Source organism: Saccharospirillum alexandrii (genome assembly GCF_004000275.1).
GTDB lineage: Bacteria > Pseudomonadota > Gammaproteobacteria > Pseudomonadales > Natronospirillaceae > Saccharospirillum > Saccharospirillum alexandrii.
The window spans coordinates 1-15,244 of the sequence record NZ_RCIP01000006.1; the positions used below are offsets into that span (position 1 = coordinate 1).

The following is a 15,244-nucleotide window of genomic DNA, read 5'->3' on the forward strand; positions in this document are numbered from 1 at the left end:
CTTCCCGTCACCGCTGTGCGGCGAGGGAGGCGTATAATAGTCTTTTCTGAGAGAGGGTCAAGAGGTGATTCACAGAAAGTTGTCTATTCGATGACAGGGCGGTGAAAAGATGAAACTGAAGGCGACACCCCGCCCTCGCGTCTTCCTACTTATATAAGCAGGAAGACGGAGACCGGCTCAGCCCAGAGTCACCCGCGCCAGCTTCTTCTTTCCGGCCTGCACCAGGTACTCACCGGCAGGCAGGCGCAGATCAGCGCCGGCCACTTCCCAGTCGACCTTGACCCGGCCATTCTTGAGCATATCCCGGGTTTGGGCGGCGTTGGCGGCCAGCCCGGCCCGGTTCACAATGGCCGCGATGGGCAAGTCGGTCTGGTCGTCCAGCTCAAGGATGACGTGCGGGGTGTCTTCAGGCACCTCGCCTTCCTGAACAAGGTTACCCGCGCCTTTATGGGCATTGGCGGCGGCGTCTTCGCCATGAAAGCGAGCCACCAGTTCACGGGCCAGCTCGATTTTGATGTCTCTGGGGTTGGCACCCTGCTCGACCTGGGCTTTAAGTGCCTCGATCTGCTCCAGTGTCTTGAATGACAGCAGTTCATACCAGCGCCACATCAGGGAGTCGGGAATCGAGACGATCTTCTGGAACATGGCGCCCGGAGCTTCGGTGATGCCGACGTAGTTGCCCAGTGACTTGGACATCTTCTTCTCGCCGTCGAGCCCTTCCAGTAGCGGGGTCATAATGACAACCTGGGGCTCCTGCCCTTCACTCTTCTGCAGTTCCCGGCCAACCAGCAGGTTGAACTTCTGGTCGGTGCCGCCCAGTTCAACGTCTGCTTCCAGCGCCACCGAGTCGTACCCCTGCACCAGTGGGTAGAGGAATTCGTGGATAGCGATGGACTCGTTAGCTTTATAGCGCTTTTTAAAGTCATCCCGTTCCAGCATGCGTGCCACACTGTGGCGCGCGGCCAGCTTGATCATGCCGGCGGCGCCAAGCTGGTTGAACCATTCAGAGTTGAACCGGATTTCGGTTTTCTCCGGGTCCAGAATCTTGAACACCTGCTCTTTATAGGTTTCGGCGTTCTCGGCGATCTGCTCGGGGGTTAGCGGCGGGCGAGTCGAGTTCTTGCCAGACGGGTCGCCGATCAGGCCGGTAAAGTCACCAATCAGAAAAATGACGGTATGACCCCGGTCCTGAAACTGCCGCATTTTGTTCATCAAGACGGTATGGCCCAGGTGCAAATCGGGTGCGGTGGGGTCGAAACCGGCCTTGATACGCAACGGACGGCCACTTTCGAGCTTTTTAACCAGTTCTTCTTCGAGCAGTATCTCTTCCGTACCACGACGGATTTCTGCCAGTGTCTGCTCCAGGGACATGGAGTCTCCTCAAAATAAATTTACATATAAATAAGGGACTAATTATATCAGGATGTGATATCAGTTAGCACATATCACGCAGCCTGTTAATATAATGCATTAACATCTTCAGCCAACTGACTGTTTTAACATGGTGATTCATCTGTTTACGATCATGAAACGATTCCCACGCTGGCACGCCATTGGCGTCGCCGCCCTGACCTTTGTCATGCTCTCTGTGGCAATGTGGCCGGCACCCAGCCAGTCTGTCATTGTCGAGCTGCCACCCCAGGTCGTCGTACCGGCGCCCAGCCCTGACGTACCAGAGGAGCCTCAGTTTACTCGCGTTGCCGAGGAAGTTCAGCCGGGTGATACGCTGTCGACAGTATTCGAACGGGCCAATGCCGGTGTGCGTGTCCTATACCGCATGCTGGCCATTGAGGAAATCAGCACTCCGCTGGAGCGCATTTACCCAGGCCAGTCCTTTGAATTTGAATTTGATGCCGACAACCTGCTGCGCAGCGTTACCTTCAGCGAGTCCATTCTGGTCAAACACCGCATCAGCCTGACTGATGATGGGTTCGACATTGAGAAAGTCGTCCGGGAACCTGAAATTCACACCCGCTTTGCAGAAGCAACCATCGATTCATCGCTGTATCTCTCTGCCAAAGAAGCGGGGCTCAGCGATAACATGATCATGCAGATGGCCACTCTGTATGGCTGGGACATCGATTTTGCACTGGATATCCGTGCTGGTGATACGTTCTCTCTGATCTACCAGGAACAGTACCTCGACGGTGAAAAGCTGGGTGATGGCCCCATTTTGGTGGCGCGCTTCGTCAACCAGGGCCGTGAAGTCAATGCCTTGCGCTATACCGATGAAAGCGGTCGGACCGACTATTATTCACCGAACGGCGATAGCATGCGCAAGGCCTTCCTGCGCACACCGATGGACGTATTCCGCATCTCCTCCAGCTTTAACCCGAACCGCCGCCACCCGGTTCTGAACACCATTCGGGCGCACAAGGGTACGGATTATGCCGCGCCCACCGGCACCCCCATCAAGGTCACCGGTGATGGCAAAGTCGTCTCAGCGGGTCGCAATGGCGGTTATGGTAATGTGGTGGTGGTTCAGCATGGCGGTGGCATACGCACCCTGTATGCGCACATGAGTCAGTTCTCCAAGAACGCTCGTGCCGGCAATCGGGTTCGCCAGGGCCAGATTATCGGCTATGTCGGCGCTACCGGTCAGGTGACCGGGCCTCACCTGCACTATGAATTTCTGGTCCATGGCGTTCACAAGAACCCGCAAACGGTTGATTTACCCACGGCCCAGCCGCTCGATCGCCAGTTCCTGCCACAATTTGAAGAATTCGCGTCAAATATGATGGGGCAGCTGCAGGTATTCGAGGAAACCTACGTCGCGGCCGACTGAACACTGCACACCCCTGGTGAAATCACAGGCATAAAAAAACCGGGTAAACCCGGTTTTTTTATGCCTGTGCCCCCGTTACTGGGCGGCTACATCGAGAATGACGAACCACACCCGCAGGTTGTTTCAGCCGCCGGGTTTTCAATGGAAAACCGGCTACCTTCAAGGCCTTCAGTGTAATTAACAGTAGAGCCCGCCAGATATTGGACGCTCAGCGAATCAATCAGGAAGGTGCTCCCAGCCTGCTTGATAACGGTGTCGTCCTCGGCCACGTCGTCGTCGAAGGTAAAACCGTACTGAAACCCGGCACAACCGCCCCCGGTCACAAAAACACGCAACATCAGGCGGTCGTTACCTTCTTCCTCAACCAGTTGCCGGACTTTGTGCGCCGCTGCCTCGGTAATCAGCAGGGCTTCCTGGACGTCTGCATTCACAGTCATAGTGGTTCCAAATTCATAGGGCTACTTTCAGAGTTGCCAGGCGGTTCACCCGCCCCTGCCCACTGGGGCGACAACACCACAGTGATAGGGGCGGACAAGGCCAGATTCAAGGACCCGGCTGCAGATCCCGGTCGATATCAGGAGGATTTGTTGGCAGGCTTGCCGGCATCCAGCATCGCAGTATCGGCTACCGGTTTGGGCTCTACAGGCTCTGGCTTGCTAACCTTCTTACCTTTCTCAGCCGCCACGTGCAGCAGTTTGCCATTTACCTTGGCACCCATCACCATCTCCATCATGACGTAATGCACGTCACCGGTGACGACCGCTTTCTTGGCCAGTTCAATGTGTTCGGACGAGTACACATCGCCTTTCACCTCGCCATTGATGACGATGTTCGGCGCACGAATTTCGCCTTCCACATAGCCCTTGTCGCTGATGCGCACAGCGGCTCCGCTGTCGGGGTCGGCAAGAATGTTGCCTTTGATGCGGCCGTCGACGTGCAAGCCGCCCGACACCCGGATATCGCCGCTGATCTCGGCCTTTACTGATATAAGCGTTACGTCGTTAGCCACGGTTTGTTTACTGCCCCACATTGTTTCCGTTCTCCAAATCCAACCAGCTGTAGGATGCCTCTACCCGAGCGGCACGGTCGCCGACGGCCTGGGCTATCACCTGTATCTGGTCGGGTATGAACCCTTCAGGCAACACCAGGTCACCCTTGATATCCTGAAAGTAGCGATAACGGAATCGAATATCCACATCATCCACTGCTTCGGACACATCTTTTAATGGCAGCGCAATGCGCTCCCCGTTTTGTGTCCCTACAATGTTGACACCCACAAACCCTTGCAGATACTGAGAATTGTTGCCCGCCTGGGTCAGCATCAGGCTGTACCGGTAGCGGTCGCTGGAACTGGTCGGCTCCAGTGTGACTTCCTGAATGCGCAGCCCTTCATTATCGAGGGAGGGCGACATGATCCCCTGATAGAGGGCAACTTCCTCTTCGAGCTCGGCAATACGACCGCTCAGTTCCAGCTGTGTTTGCCGGGCATTTTCGTTGGCCTGGCGGTCGACCTCGGAGCCACGCTCCAATTGCGCCACACGCAAGCGCAGGGCTTCCTGGCGTTGTTCGGCTTCGCGCAGGTTCTGGCGCAATTCAGCGCGCTGGTTAAGCAAGGTCTCGTATTGACTGCCACCTGACTGAAAACCATACAGATAGGCAGCGTAGACTGCCAGGGCAATGATCACAATTCCAACAATCCGAACCAGCCAGCGTCGCCAGGGCCGGTACGGAACGACAACCATCTGCCGTACGGGTGCTACTTTTACTTTCGCCATGCCAACTCCGACGGGATAGGGGCGCCTGCCAGCAACCGGTATGAACCAGCCCTGACTCCCGGTTTTGCGCCCCCAGACAGTGCCTGAAAGCCAGCCGGGCGATGAATCACTGCAACGCCATGACCGCCTATGATAAGGTCGCAGCCAATTCGGTTACAAGCCAATCCGCCTATGCCCTTACCTTCCATCCGTCAGTGGCGCCGTTTACTCGGTAAACCGGACGGGTTGTTGTCGTTGATCATACTTGGCTGCATCACCGGCATTGCCACGAGTCTGGTGATGGCGCTGTTCATGCTGGGCCTGGATCTGATCCTGCAGCAGCTGAACGGTGCCTACCGGGACGATTTCGAATCGTTGTCGGCCCCAACCCGCTTCGCATTGCCTATTCTGGGGAGTCTGGCCCTGATTCTGCTGTTCCGGTTCACGCCGACGCACAGTCACGCCATCGGCATTACTCATGTGCTCGACCGGCTGCAGCGCGGTCGCAGCCGGTTACCGGCCAGCAATGCCGTCTTCCAGTTCTTCGCGGCGCTGATATCGCTCGGCTCCGGCCACAGCGTCGGCCAGGAAGGCCCGGCCGTGCATGTGGGTGCGGGTATTGCGAACCAACTGGGGCAAAAGGCCACCCGGGTACCAAGCCAGCTAAGACTGCTGATTGGCTGCGGTACCGCCGCTGCCATTTCATCGGCGTTCGACACGCCGCTGGCGGGCGTGCTCTTTGCCATGGAAGTCATCCTAATGGAGTATAGCCTGCTCGGCTTTACGCCCATCATCGCCGCCTCCGTGACCTCAGCCGCCATGACCCGCTTCCTGTTTGGCGAACACCCGGCCTTTGTGACCGACCTTGCTTATCAGGGTAGCCTTACCGATCTGCCCTTCCTGCTGGTCGCGGGCTTGCTGATTGGACTGCTGGCGGCCGGGTTTAACCGAAGTGTGCGGCTGTTCATGCAATTGCGGTTGCATCAGCGTGCGGCCCGGCTTTTGCTGGCGGGCCTGATCACCGGTGCCCTGGCGCTGGGCGTACCCGAGGTCCTGGGACTGGGCCACGACACCATCAACCAAGCCATTAACGGCGAACTGGTCTGGTCGGTCTTGCTGGTTGTGCTGATCGCCAAGTTCATTGCCACTTCGGCAGCGGTGGGCTTGGGCGTTCCTGCAGGGTTGATCGGCCCGACCCTGCTGATTGGCGCCAGCGCTGGCGGACTGATGGGCAGCTTGCTGCCCGGCGATGGCAGCCCGGCCTTTTATGCCTTGCTGGGTATGGCGGCAATGATGAGTGCCGTGCTGCATGCGCCGCTGGCCGCACTGATTGCGGTGCTGGAGCTATCGCTCAATGCCCATGCCGTCTTTCCGGCGATGATTGTGGTGCTCGGCGCTAATCTGGTGTGTCAGCACGGCCTGCGCATTCCGTCGATTTACCACAGCCTGCTGGCCTTCAAGGGGCTGACGATTGAGACCAACCCGGTACGAACGGCGCTGGCTCAGCGCAGTCTGTCGGAACTGGCGACCGGCCAGTTCACCCGCCTGGACCTTACCCAGAGCGACGATCAGGCCCTGCGCACCGTCAAAGACGCCCAGCGTTGGGTGGTGCTGCAGTTGACGGAGGCCAGCTATCTGATCGACAAGACCCCGCTCAGCCAGGCTGTGCAAGACTGGGTACAACTGCCAGCTGAGACCCGTCCGGCAATGGCCGATGCACTAAAAGCCGTGATCCCGCCATTCAGCCGCCTGGTTGAGGTAAACCAGGACATCAACCTGCTGGAGGCGGTGCGTCTGTTGCAACGCGAAGACACTGCCGGCTTCCTGTATTCACCGGATATCACCTCAACCGTTCTGATCACCCGTGCCCAACTGGCCACCGTTCTTACCACCGAAGGAGACCTTCGCTGATGCTGTACCTCTGGCTAAAAGCCTTTCACATTATTGCCGTTATTACCTGGTTCGCGGCCCTGTTCTATCTGCCGCGCCTGTTCGTCTACCACGCCATGGCGGAAGACACGATCAGTCAGGAGCGTTTTAAAATCATGGAGCGCAAACTCTACCGGGGCATCATGACACCCAGTGCGGTGGTGACCGTCACGCTCGGCATTGCCATGCTGGTGGTCAACCCGGCCTGGCTGTCGATGGGCTGGATGCACGCCAAGCTGTTGCTGGTGGTGTTACTGCTCGGCTATCACCACGCCTGTGGTCGCCTGCTGAAACGCTTTGCCGAGGACGACAACCGCCACAGCCACAAGTGGTATCGCTGGTTCAATGAAGCCCCGACTCTGGTCTTGGTGGGTATTGTTCTGCTGGTCGTTATCAAGCCCTTCTGATCGGGCAAAAAAAAAGACCAACGGCCAAAAGGCCGTTGGCCAATAACTACCTATCAACTAGACAATCCCCGGACATTCAATCCAAGGAAGCCCCCAGTCTAGTCATTTCCGCGTCCGGACTCCAGCCCGCAAGGGCGCGAATCGCCGGGCCTTTACTCGCTGCCAGCACCGCCACCGAGAGCCCGACCCCGGGCGATAGCCGCCTTGCGATGCGTCACGGCCAACTTCTTGTAGAGGTTGTTGATGTGTGTTTTCACCGTGCTGACGGCGATGAACATGCTCTGTGCGATGTCGTCATTGTTTTTGCCATCCATAATGAATTGCAGCACCCGCCATTCCTTTCTCGAAATGCCCAGCGCCATCAAGCCATCCGGTACTTCCTGCTCTCCGCGCCGGCTGGAGGTATTGCGTTGCTTGTACAGAATCAGCACTTGCTCGACATACCGGGCCTGCTCTTCCGGCAATGACGCCAGCGGCAATTGTTCGAGCAGCGGCATGATCCACTGGCGCAGATACAACAGGCTGGCGACGATCTGATAGGTCTGCAGCCCCCCCAGAATATCGAGCAGCGCCGCTTTGGCGCGCTCTTCATCGCCCTGAATCATCAGGATGGCAATGTGGAGCAACTGCAGCCTGAAACGCTCTAGCCGAAACTCAGGTGTCGGCTGGTCGCCGAATCGGGCCAGTTCAGACACTACCCGCTGACGAGCCGGTTCGACCTCGCCCAGCGCCAATTGTCCGTACAACTGAGCTCTCAGCTTCCCAAAGTCGTGCAGGTTTCGGCAGCCAGTCACCGGTGGGTGCACCTTGAGCCAGGTGAGAATTTTCTGAGTATCGCCCGTTTGACACCAGTACAGCAGCTGTACCTCGAGCGAATAGGCAATCAACTGCTCGGCGACGCTGTCCATCGACAGAATGCCTTCATGCAAGCCCGACAGGTCTCGCGCGGTCGTTGGTTTGCCCTTCAGCAGTTCCATTTTCAGCAGCCACCCAAAGAGATGCCGCGACCAGAATTCATCCCAGTTCTGACACACCACCCCCGCTTCGTTGATCAGCATCCGGGCCTCGCGCAACCGGTAGGATTCCAGCGCCAATTCGGCCTGATACAACAGGGAGAAACAGACATTAAAGCCATTGGCCACGCCCTGAGCGTCGCTGTAACGCTGCACTTCACGGCACCGCTCCAGCGAGCGGTCAAACTCGCAGCGTTGCTTCCATATCTGCGCCTGCTGATTCAGGCTCCACAGCACCGCATCGTGATTGCCCTCTTGACGGCTAAGCAGCTCGCTTTGTTCGTAAATATCGAGCGCGCGCGCCATATCGCCCAGGTCGAATCGGATGTTGGCGTACGTCAGCAGCGCACTCTGGCGGCGGGTATTGTCTTCAGCAAAAAGAGTCAGGGCACGCAATGCTGCCTGCTCGGCGACATCCAGCTGGCCCAGTGAATAGCTGGCCTGGGAGCGCACCGTCTCGAATTCAGCTGACAGCAGACGCCCGGCGTCGCTGTCGTCGATCAAATGGCGTGCACGGTTTAGACAACCGTCCACCTGACGCGCGTCCCCAAAAATGGCTTCCACCCAGCAGTTCACCAGCACCAGCCTGGGTTCACGGACAATCCGTTCCATGGGCAGTTCGGTCAGGCACCGCTGTACCAGTTCATAGTGGGCTTTGTGAATCAGGTCATCGCCGTAGAGCTTGAGAATTCTGACAATCTGCGCCTGATCGCCGGACTTGATGGCATGATCGACCGCACCGACAATGTACCCCAGCGTCAAAAACGCCTGGCTGGCCCGCAAATGCAGTTCACTGAGATTGCCATTGTGTAGCAAAGTCAGCTTGTGTTGCAGGAACTCCCGCAACAGGTGATGGTAGCGAAACCATTGCCGCGGCTCGTTGAACTGAATGATGAACAAGTGCTGTCGCTGCAGGTAGTCCAGCACTTCGTGAACATTGATGTCTTTAGTCAGCGCCTCGGCAACTTCGGTGTTGAACCGTCGCACCAGGCAAGTGTGGATCATGAAATGCTGCACATCGGCTGGCAGTGCATCGAAGACTTCGGAATCGAAATAGTCGATTGCATTCAGGTTTTTCTGTTGCAGCCGGGTTTTCAATTCATCAAAGGACGGTTTCGATTTCAACCCCAGAACAATCAACTGCAGCCCGACCGCCCAGCCCTCGACATGATCGAGCAGTTGCTCAACATCGTGATCTTCAAGCTGATAGCCGCCCAGGCTCTGAAAGAAATGCTGGGTTTCGCAGACAGTGAACCCCAGTACATCATTCTGGATATCGGCCACCAAACCCTGTAGCCGCAGTGACATAATGCTCGCAGGGGGATCGGACCGGGTCGTCAGCACCAGGGTAATGTGCGGTGGCAGATGCCGCGCCAGATAGGCAAGTGCGGCGTGGACCTGGTCGTTTTCAACGCAATGGTAATCGTCCAGCACCAGTATCAGGCGCTGATCGATCCGGTCGAGCTCGAACAGCAATTGCCCGAACAGGGACTTCAACCGGGTCTTGCGATCGTGTACACCCGCGTGGCACAAGGCTTCGCTGAGCGGCACCTGTTTGGCAATGGCGGAGATGAAGTAGGCTGCAAACACCACCGGGTCCGAATCTTCCGGGTCCAGCGACAACCAGGCGAGCCGGGCTGAAGGAGCCATTTCGCGCACGGCATCAACGCCGTGCAAGGTGGCCACTGTTTTGCCGAAACCCGCCGGGGCACAGAGCACCACAACCGGTAGCCGGCAGGCTTCAACAAAGCTCTGGTCGACACGCGGGCGGCGAATGGCATTGGGAGGCAGGTGTGGCACCGAGAGCTTCGACGGAACCAGAAAGTGCTGTGGAACCGAGTCGGTCATCGGCGTTGTCCGTTGTGTCAGGCTTAAGTGGCCCAATCATACCCAGCTCGTCGCGCTACGATCAAATAAGCACGGCCTAGGACCAGCTGGGTTTGCCTAAGCCACCGGTTACCACGACAATAGTTCCCAGACATTCATTACACAGGCCCACATCATGACCGACCAACTCGCAGCTCTGTTTGAACGCGCCCAGAAAACCATTCCCGGGGGCGTTAATTCTCCGGTTCGCGCCTTTAAAGGGGTCGGTGGCACGCCGATTTTTTTCAAGCGAGCCCAGGGGTCGCGGCTGTTCGACATTAACGACAAGTCCTATATCGACTACGTGCTGTCGTTTGGCCCGCAGATTCTGGGTCACGGTTTCGAGGAAGTGCGCGAGGCCATACACCGTCAGGTCGACCTGGCACTGACCTTCGGCGCGCCGACCGAGCAGGAGGTCACCATGGCCGAGGCGGTTTGTGCCATCGTGCCGTCGATGGATAAGGTCCGCATGGTCAACTCCGGCACTGAAGCCACCATGTCGGCGATTCGGCTGGCCCGCGGCTATACCGGCCGGGACCTGCTGGTGAAGTTCGAAGGCAACTATCACGGCCACGCCGATAGCCTGCTGGTGAAAGCGGGTTCCGGCATGCTGACCCTGGGTGTGCCCACCTCACCCGGCGTTCCGGCGGCGGTGGCGGCCAACACCCTGACACTCGATTACAACGACCCCCAGGCCGTGCGTGACTGTTTCAAGGAATACGGCGACCGCATCGCCTGCGTCATTGTCGAGCCGGTGGCTGGTAACATGAACTGCGTACTGCCCGAGCCCGAGTTTCTGGAGACACTGCGCAGCGAATGTACCGACAACGGTGCGGTGCTGATTTTCGATGAAGTGATGAGCGGCTTCCGGGTCGCACTGGGTGGCGCTCAGGCGCTGTACAACGTCAAACCGGACCTGACCACCCTGGGCAAGGTTATCGGTGGCGGTCTGCCCGTCGGTGCATTTGGCGGCCGGGCCGACATCATGGACTTTCTGGCACCCAATGGTCCGGTTTACCAGGCGGGTACGCTCTCGGGCAACCCGGTAGCGATGGCGGCTGGCCTCGCTGTACTGGAGCAGATCAGTAAGCCCGGTGTTTACGAGCAGCTTACAGAACGCACCACTGCCCTGACCGAGGGTTTGAAAGCCAAAGCCCAGGCCGCGGGCATTCCGCTGACCACGAATTCCGCTGGCAGCATGTTCGGGTTCTTTTTCACCGACCTTGAGCGCGTACGCCGGTTCAGCGATGTGATGACCAGCAACGTGCCTCGTTTCAACCAGTTTTTCCACGGCATGCTGAACGAAGGGGTTTATCTGGCACCCTCAGCTTTTGAAGCTGGCTTTATGTCACTGGCGCACAGTGAGCAGGACATCGACGATACCCTCTCTGCCGCCGAGCGGGTGATGGCGAACCTGACCGTTTAAACAGGCCCGCAATGCGGTTGGGTCGTGACTCAACCGCTTGTTTTACCTCCCTTTTTTCTGAACAGAGAGACGACGCAAGACCACAAAAACTGTTGACAGAGCCGGGCCCGCTCATTAGTATGCGCGCCTGCTTGCCGACGGTAGGCACATCCGGTATTGCCTGGGTGGTGAAATTGGTAGACACGCTAGCTTCAGGTGCTAGTGGGGGCAACCCCGTGGAGGTTCAAATCCTCTCCCAGGCACCAACATTATTTCACCGGATGATGCTTTAACACCGTAACCGCTCAGCCTGGGTGGTGAAATTGGTAGACACGCTAGCTTCAGGTGCTAGTGGGGGCAACCCCGTGGAGGTTCAAATCCTCTCCCAGGCACCATTTCGACGATGACAACGCACTCCCTCCGAAATGGCATCTCCCGCAAGGCAAGACTCCCAGAATTGAATACAACGAACGGTAGCCAACAGGTCGGCTTTATTGCCATGAGCCCGCGTTAAATGCAGGGCGTGGGCGGCACTTAAAAGTTCACTTCAAACGCCAATGCCATGCCGCCTTCGGTCGGTACCACGGCAAACTGCGACGCAGCGCCCGGTTCAACCAGCCACTGATTCACCCCCCAGGCCAGCGCTGCGCCCGCGAGCACATCCGTTGTGTGATGCCGGTCTGAATGCACCTTGCTCCAGCCAACGTAGCTGGCCGCCAGATAGGCGGGCAAGCCGGCATCCCAGCCATAGCGGCGCTGAATAAAAGCGGCGCTGGTAAAGGCCGAAGCGGCGCTGAAACTGGGGAAACTGAGATCATCGGTTCCATCTGGCCGCTCCCGTTCAACCAGACCCTTCAGCACATAGCTGGTGCTCAGGGTGACGCCATAGGCCATGACCAGTTGTGAACGCCCGTCCGGGTCATCGAGCGTGTAGGTGGCGGTGGCCGCCGTCAGCGGCAGGGCATAAAGCAATACCTCACCCACCTGCGTCCAGCGATCATCGGCGTACCCGGTCGAGCTGAATCCGAGTGCCAAAGCGGTAACCCAGAGCAACAAGGTTCGCCGCGTTGCATTTTGCCCGCCCATCATTCCGTGCGACCTTTCATAAAACGTTCCCGGTTTTCTTCTTTCTTGCGATCACTTTTGCGCAGCAGAATATACAGCGCACCCACTCCGCCATGATGCTTTTGCGCCGAGTGAAACGCCAGTACCTCTGGCATTTGTTTCAGCCAGGTGTTCACACAGCTTTTGAGGAAGGCCTTCGGCTCTCCGCGCTCACCCTTACCGTGCAGAATCATCGCTGAGCGCACATCGTAGCGCAGGCAGTCGGCAATGAAGCCGTACACCTCGGCACGTGCTTCAACCATGGACTTGCGATGCAGATCCAGACGGGCATCGATCGGGTACTGGCCACGCTTGAGCTTCCGGTAGACACCGTGGGCTACACCATCGGTGCGGTACTCCAGAATATCCAGTGGGTGTACCAGATCGATGATTTCTTCCGTCAGGTGGTTCGGGTCACCCTGCTCTACCTTCACCGCCATCTGCCGCCGATGCAGCAAACTGGGTTCGGGAACCTCGGGTTTGGCCGTCTCGACTCTCGGTGTGGTGCGAATACGGCGTACGCCTTTCATTTCTTGACGGAAAATTTTGAATTCGTCGTCGTCTTCCATAAGACACCTGTGCAATTTAACCGTATTCTAACAGCATGTACCGGTGCTCGGCACGGCGGGAGAGAACACTATAACGGGCTCGTTGTAAAAGAGCGGTAAAATGGATCGTCAGCGCTGCAACGATAGAGGACACTGAATGCTATGAATGAATCTCATATTTTACTGATCGACGATGACCGCGATCTGGCCGAGCTGCTCGGCGAATACCTCGATGCCGAAGGCTACAAACTCAGCGCTGCTCACAGTGGCGAGGATGGCATCGTTCAATTGCGCGAGCACAGCTACGATCTGGTCCTGCTCGATGTCATGATGCCCGGCATCGATGGCTTTGAAACCCTGCGCCAGATTCGCAACCACTCCTCCGTTCCCGTTCTGATGCTCACCGCCAAAGGTGAGGAGATGGACCGGGTACTGGGCCTGGAGCTGGGCGCCGACGATTACCTGGCCAAGCCCTACAGCCACCGTGAATTGCTGGCCCGTATCAAAGCGCTGCTGCGCCGGATCGAACTCGATAAAGTGCAGCAGGAAAGCGACAGCGGCACGCTGGAATGCAACGGCGTAACCCTGAACTTCGACACCTACGAAGTCGAGTGTGAGGGCGAGCACGTACCGATGACCACCAGTGAATTCAAGGTGTTGCGCGTGCTGATGTCACGGGTCGGCAAGGCCGTTCCCAAAGAAGACCTTTACCGCGAAGTGCTCGGTCGCGAGATCATGGCGTACGACCGCTCGATCGACATGCACGTCTCCAATGTGCGCCGCAAGCTTCAGGCGGTTACCGAGACACCCAAAATTCAGACCATTCGCGGTATTGGCTACCTGTTTGTCGATCCGAAATAACCGAACCACTTCCCGCCCTTCCGGACACCGGCTGTAGCCATGAAATTTTCAGTTAACTGGCGAAAAATCAATCCGCTCGGCTCGGTGTTCGGCAAGATATGGCTGAGCTTCTGGGTCACTCTGTTGCTGATCGTGCTGGCCGTGGCGTTTGTCTCGCACCAGGTGGCGCAGGTGTACCAAATTGGCGCGCCCAACGCGTCACACATCGGCCTGCTCAATCGGGTCAAGCTGCCCAATATCGATCGTCTCGCCAGTGACCGCCAGGAAATCATCGACGAGCTCGATCGCTTTAACAGCGAGTCGCGCTTTCAGTGGTACCTGGTCGACGACACCTATCACCTGCTCGGTACCCCCAAACCACCACGGCGCATTCTGGTCATGCTGTCAGAGATGATGGAGCTGGAAGGCGTGAAAGTCGGCCAGTGGCGCCAGGAAACCTGGATGGGGCCGATCACCATGTCGGTCGGTGGCGATATGTACCGCCTGTTTCTGCGCGGCGTGCCCGCCCTGCCGCCGCCCAACCTGCCACTCTGGCTCGATAGTCAGTGGTTGCGCGCCATTTTCGCCTTGTTCGTCTCTGGCGGCATGGCGCTGGTGCTGGCCTGGTCAATCACCCGCCCTATTGCCCGCCTGCGGCGCGTTTCACGGCAATTGGCGGGCGGTAGCCTGGATGCCCGGGTTGGTGGCGCGGTCAACAAACGCGCCGACGAACTGGGTGACCTGGGTCGCGACTTCGACGAAATGGCCGAGCGCCTGCAGCAGCTGGTTTCCGCACAGCAACGGTTGCTCAGCAACGTCAGCCACGAGTTACGCTCACCCCTGACGCGCCTGCAGGTCGCGCTGGGCATCGTTCGCCAGAAAGCCCCCACCGGACTCGAAACCGCGCTGAGCCGCATTGAGCGCGAAAGCGACCGGCTCGAAAGCCTGATCGCTCAGGTGCTGAAACTGTCGCGCTTTGAAAATGAAATGCAACATCTGGAGCCGGCGCAATTGCAGCTCGACGACCTGGTGCGCCAGGTGGTTGAGGACGCCCGCTTTGAATCCAAATCACACAACATCCTGATCACCGACCAGATTGAAAGCGCCGTCAGCCTCTGGGGCGATCCGCAATTGCTGCATTCCGCCATCGACAACGTGATTCGCAACGCCCTGCGTTTTTCACCGGAAGACGGCGAACTGAGCGTTCACCTGACCACCCACAAGGGTGAGGCGCAAATCGAAATCTGCGACCAGGGCCCCGGCGTACCGGAAGACAAACTGGAACGGTTGTTCGACCCCTTCTACCGGCTCGATCAATCCAACTCCGGTGCTGGGCTGGGCCTGAACATTGCCCGGCACGCCGTCACCGCCCACAAGGGTGATATTCGGGCCTACAACCGCCCCGAAGGGGGTTTGTGCGTGCGCATTCGATTGCCACTGAACCAGCACGGGCGCTTGCGTCAGAGCTGAGGTGATGTCCCCGAGGGGGGTTCGGCAAGCGCATCCCGAACCAAATGGCAGACCGTGGTAATTCACACCACTCCGGTTTGCCTTGTGCCTGTTTAAGGACCTCGGGGAGCCGATTTTCTCTCA

The 15,244-nt window shown here is 58.0% G+C and carries 13 protein-coding genes and 2 tRNA genes; 8 read left to right on the top strand and 7 right to left on the bottom strand.

All coding sequences use genetic code 11. The annotated features are described in order from the left end of the window. Positions 1-177 precede the first annotated feature (177 nt). Entirely contained in the window at positions 178-1,371 is a 1,194-nt protein-coding gene (gene tyrS, locus EP166_RS19175) for a tyrosine--tRNA ligase (RefSeq protein ID WP_127560130.1), read from the bottom strand. A gap of 130 nt (positions 1,372-1,501) precedes the next feature. Here tyrS and EP166_RS19180 point away from each other — a divergent pair, with 130 nt between their 5' ends. After that, the gene (locus tag EP166_RS19180; RefSeq protein WP_127560132.1) at positions 1,502-2,785 is read left to right on the top strand and encodes an OapA family protein; all 1,284 of its coding nucleotides are present in this window, start codon (positions 1,502-1,504) and stop codon (positions 2,783-2,785) included. An 86-nt stretch (positions 2,786-2,871) separates the two neighbouring features. Here the strand turns inward: EP166_RS19180 and erpA are convergent, their stop codons facing one another. From erpA to EP166_RS19195, 3 genes are all read right to left on the bottom strand, one after another. Further along, positions 2,872-3,222: an iron-sulfur cluster insertion protein ErpA gene (erpA, locus tag EP166_RS19185; RefSeq protein WP_127560133.1), complete on the bottom strand. Its 351-nt coding sequence runs from the start codon at positions 3,220-3,222 to the stop codon at positions 2,872-2,874. Between the two features lie 137 nt (positions 3,223-3,359). Then, complete coding sequence (locus tag EP166_RS19190; protein ID WP_127560135.1) at positions 3,360-3,815, bottom strand: bactofilin family protein; 456 nt, start codon at positions 3,813-3,815, stop codon at positions 3,360-3,362. Next, entirely contained in the window at positions 3,802-4,560 is a 759-nt protein-coding gene (locus EP166_RS19195) for a DUF6776 family protein (RefSeq protein ID WP_127560137.1), read from the bottom strand. Before EP166_RS19195 ends, EP166_RS19190 begins: the two co-directional genes overlap by 14 nt. Positions 4,561-4,731: 171 nt before the next feature. Here EP166_RS19195 and EP166_RS19200 point away from each other — a divergent pair, with 171 nt between their 5' ends. Beyond that, on the top strand, positions 4,732-6,450 hold the full coding sequence (locus EP166_RS19200) for a chloride channel protein (protein ID WP_127560139.1): 1,719 nt from the start codon (positions 4,732-4,734) through the stop codon (positions 6,448-6,450). Beyond that, positions 6,450-6,875 (top strand): protoporphyrinogen oxidase HemJ, encoded by a 426-nt coding sequence (hemJ, locus tag EP166_RS19205; protein WP_127560141.1) that lies wholly within the window; start codon positions 6,450-6,452, stop codon positions 6,873-6,875. The genes EP166_RS19200 and hemJ overlap by 1 nt, the downstream gene beginning before the upstream one ends. 152 nt (positions 6,876-7,027) lie before the next feature. Here hemJ and malT read toward each other — a convergent pair whose 3' ends face one another. Beyond that, on the bottom strand, positions 7,028-9,736 hold the full coding sequence (gene malT / locus EP166_RS19210) for an HTH-type transcriptional regulator MalT (RefSeq protein WP_127560142.1): 2,709 nt from the start codon (positions 9,734-9,736) through the stop codon (positions 7,028-7,030). Between the two features lie 154 nt (positions 9,737-9,890). Here malT and hemL point away from each other — a divergent pair, with 154 nt between their 5' ends. The 3 genes from hemL to EP166_RS19225 all read left to right on the top strand — a co-directional run bounded on the left by hemL (position 9,891) and on the right by EP166_RS19225 (position 11,554). Further along, positions 9,891-11,180 carry a glutamate-1-semialdehyde 2,1-aminomutase gene (hemL, locus tag EP166_RS19215; protein WP_127560144.1) on the top strand — a complete coding sequence of 430 codons (1,290 nt, stop codon included), beginning with the start codon at positions 9,891-9,893 and terminating at the stop codon, positions 11,178-11,180. A gap of 158 nt (positions 11,181-11,338) precedes the next feature. After that, positions 11,339-11,425: transfer RNA gene (locus EP166_RS19220), tRNA-Leu, on the top strand. Positions 11,426-11,467: 42 nt separating this feature from the next. Continuing rightward, positions 11,468-11,554, top strand: a tRNA-Leu gene (locus EP166_RS19225). Between the two features lie 139 nt (positions 11,555-11,693). Here EP166_RS19225 and EP166_RS19230 read toward each other — a convergent pair. Together EP166_RS19230 and smrA are read right to left on the bottom strand one after the other, a co-directional pair. Next, positions 11,694-12,248 carry a phosphatase PAP2 family protein gene (locus EP166_RS19230; RefSeq protein WP_127560146.1) on the bottom strand — a complete coding sequence of 185 codons (555 nt, stop codon included), beginning with the start codon at positions 12,246-12,248 and terminating at the stop codon, positions 11,694-11,696. Then, positions 12,245-12,832, bottom strand: coding sequence for a DNA endonuclease SmrA (smrA, locus tag EP166_RS19235; protein ID WP_127560148.1), 588 nt, complete (start codon positions 12,830-12,832; stop codon positions 12,245-12,247). Before smrA ends, EP166_RS19230 begins: the two co-directional genes overlap by 4 nt. Before the next feature lie 141 nt (positions 12,833-12,973). Here smrA and EP166_RS19240 point away from each other — a divergent pair, with 141 nt between their 5' ends. Both EP166_RS19240 and EP166_RS19245 read left to right on the top strand, forming a co-directional pair. Continuing rightward, entirely contained in the window at positions 12,974-13,672 is a 699-nt protein-coding gene (locus tag EP166_RS19240) for a response regulator transcription factor (protein ID WP_127560150.1), read from the top strand. A gap of 39 nt (positions 13,673-13,711) precedes the next feature. Then, a complete protein-coding gene (locus EP166_RS19245) occupies positions 13,712-15,121 on the top strand; it encodes an ATP-binding protein (RefSeq protein ID WP_127560152.1) in 1,410 nt (469 codons plus the stop codon). The last annotated feature ends 123 nt before the right edge of the window (positions 15,122-15,244 follow it).

Bases quoted from the DNA above. Each gene is read 5' to 3' on its own strand.
- tyrS (WP_127560130.1), bottom strand. From the start codon at position 1,371: ATGTCCCTGGAGCAGACACTGGCAGAAATCCGTCGTGGTACGGAAGAG.
- EP166_RS19180 (WP_127560132.1), top strand. From the start codon at position 1,502: ATGGTGATTCATCTGTTTACGATCATGAAACGATTCCCACGCTGGCAC.
- erpA (WP_127560133.1), bottom strand. From the start codon at position 3,222: ATGACTGTGAATGCAGACGTCCAGGAAGCCCTGCTGATTACCGAGGCA.
- EP166_RS19190 (WP_127560135.1), bottom strand. From the start codon at position 3,815: ATGTGGGGCAGTAAACAAACCGTGGCTAACGACGTAACGCTTATATCA.
- EP166_RS19195 (WP_127560137.1), bottom strand. From the start codon at position 4,560: ATGGCGAAAGTAAAAGTAGCACCCGTACGGCAGATGGTTGTCGTTCCG.
- EP166_RS19200 (WP_127560139.1), top strand. From the start codon at position 4,732: ATGCCCTTACCTTCCATCCGTCAGTGGCGCCGTTTACTCGGTAAACCG.
- hemJ (WP_127560141.1), top strand. From the start codon at position 6,450: ATGCTGTACCTCTGGCTAAAAGCCTTTCACATTATTGCCGTTATTACC.
- malT (WP_127560142.1), bottom strand. From the start codon at position 9,736: ATGACCGACTCGGTTCCACAGCACTTTCTGGTTCCGTCGAAGCTCTCG.
- hemL (WP_127560144.1), top strand. From the start codon at position 9,891: ATGACCGACCAACTCGCAGCTCTGTTTGAACGCGCCCAGAAAACCATT.
- EP166_RS19230 (WP_127560146.1), bottom strand. From the start codon at position 12,248: ATGATGGGCGGGCAAAATGCAACGCGGCGAACCTTGTTGCTCTGGGTT.
- smrA (WP_127560148.1), bottom strand. From the start codon at position 12,832: ATGGAAGACGACGACGAATTCAAAATTTTCCGTCAAGAAATGAAAGGC.
- EP166_RS19240 (WP_127560150.1), top strand. From the start codon at position 12,974: ATGAATGAATCTCATATTTTACTGATCGACGATGACCGCGATCTGGCC.
- EP166_RS19245 (WP_127560152.1), top strand. From the start codon at position 13,712: ATGAAATTTTCAGTTAACTGGCGAAAAATCAATCCGCTCGGCTCGGTG.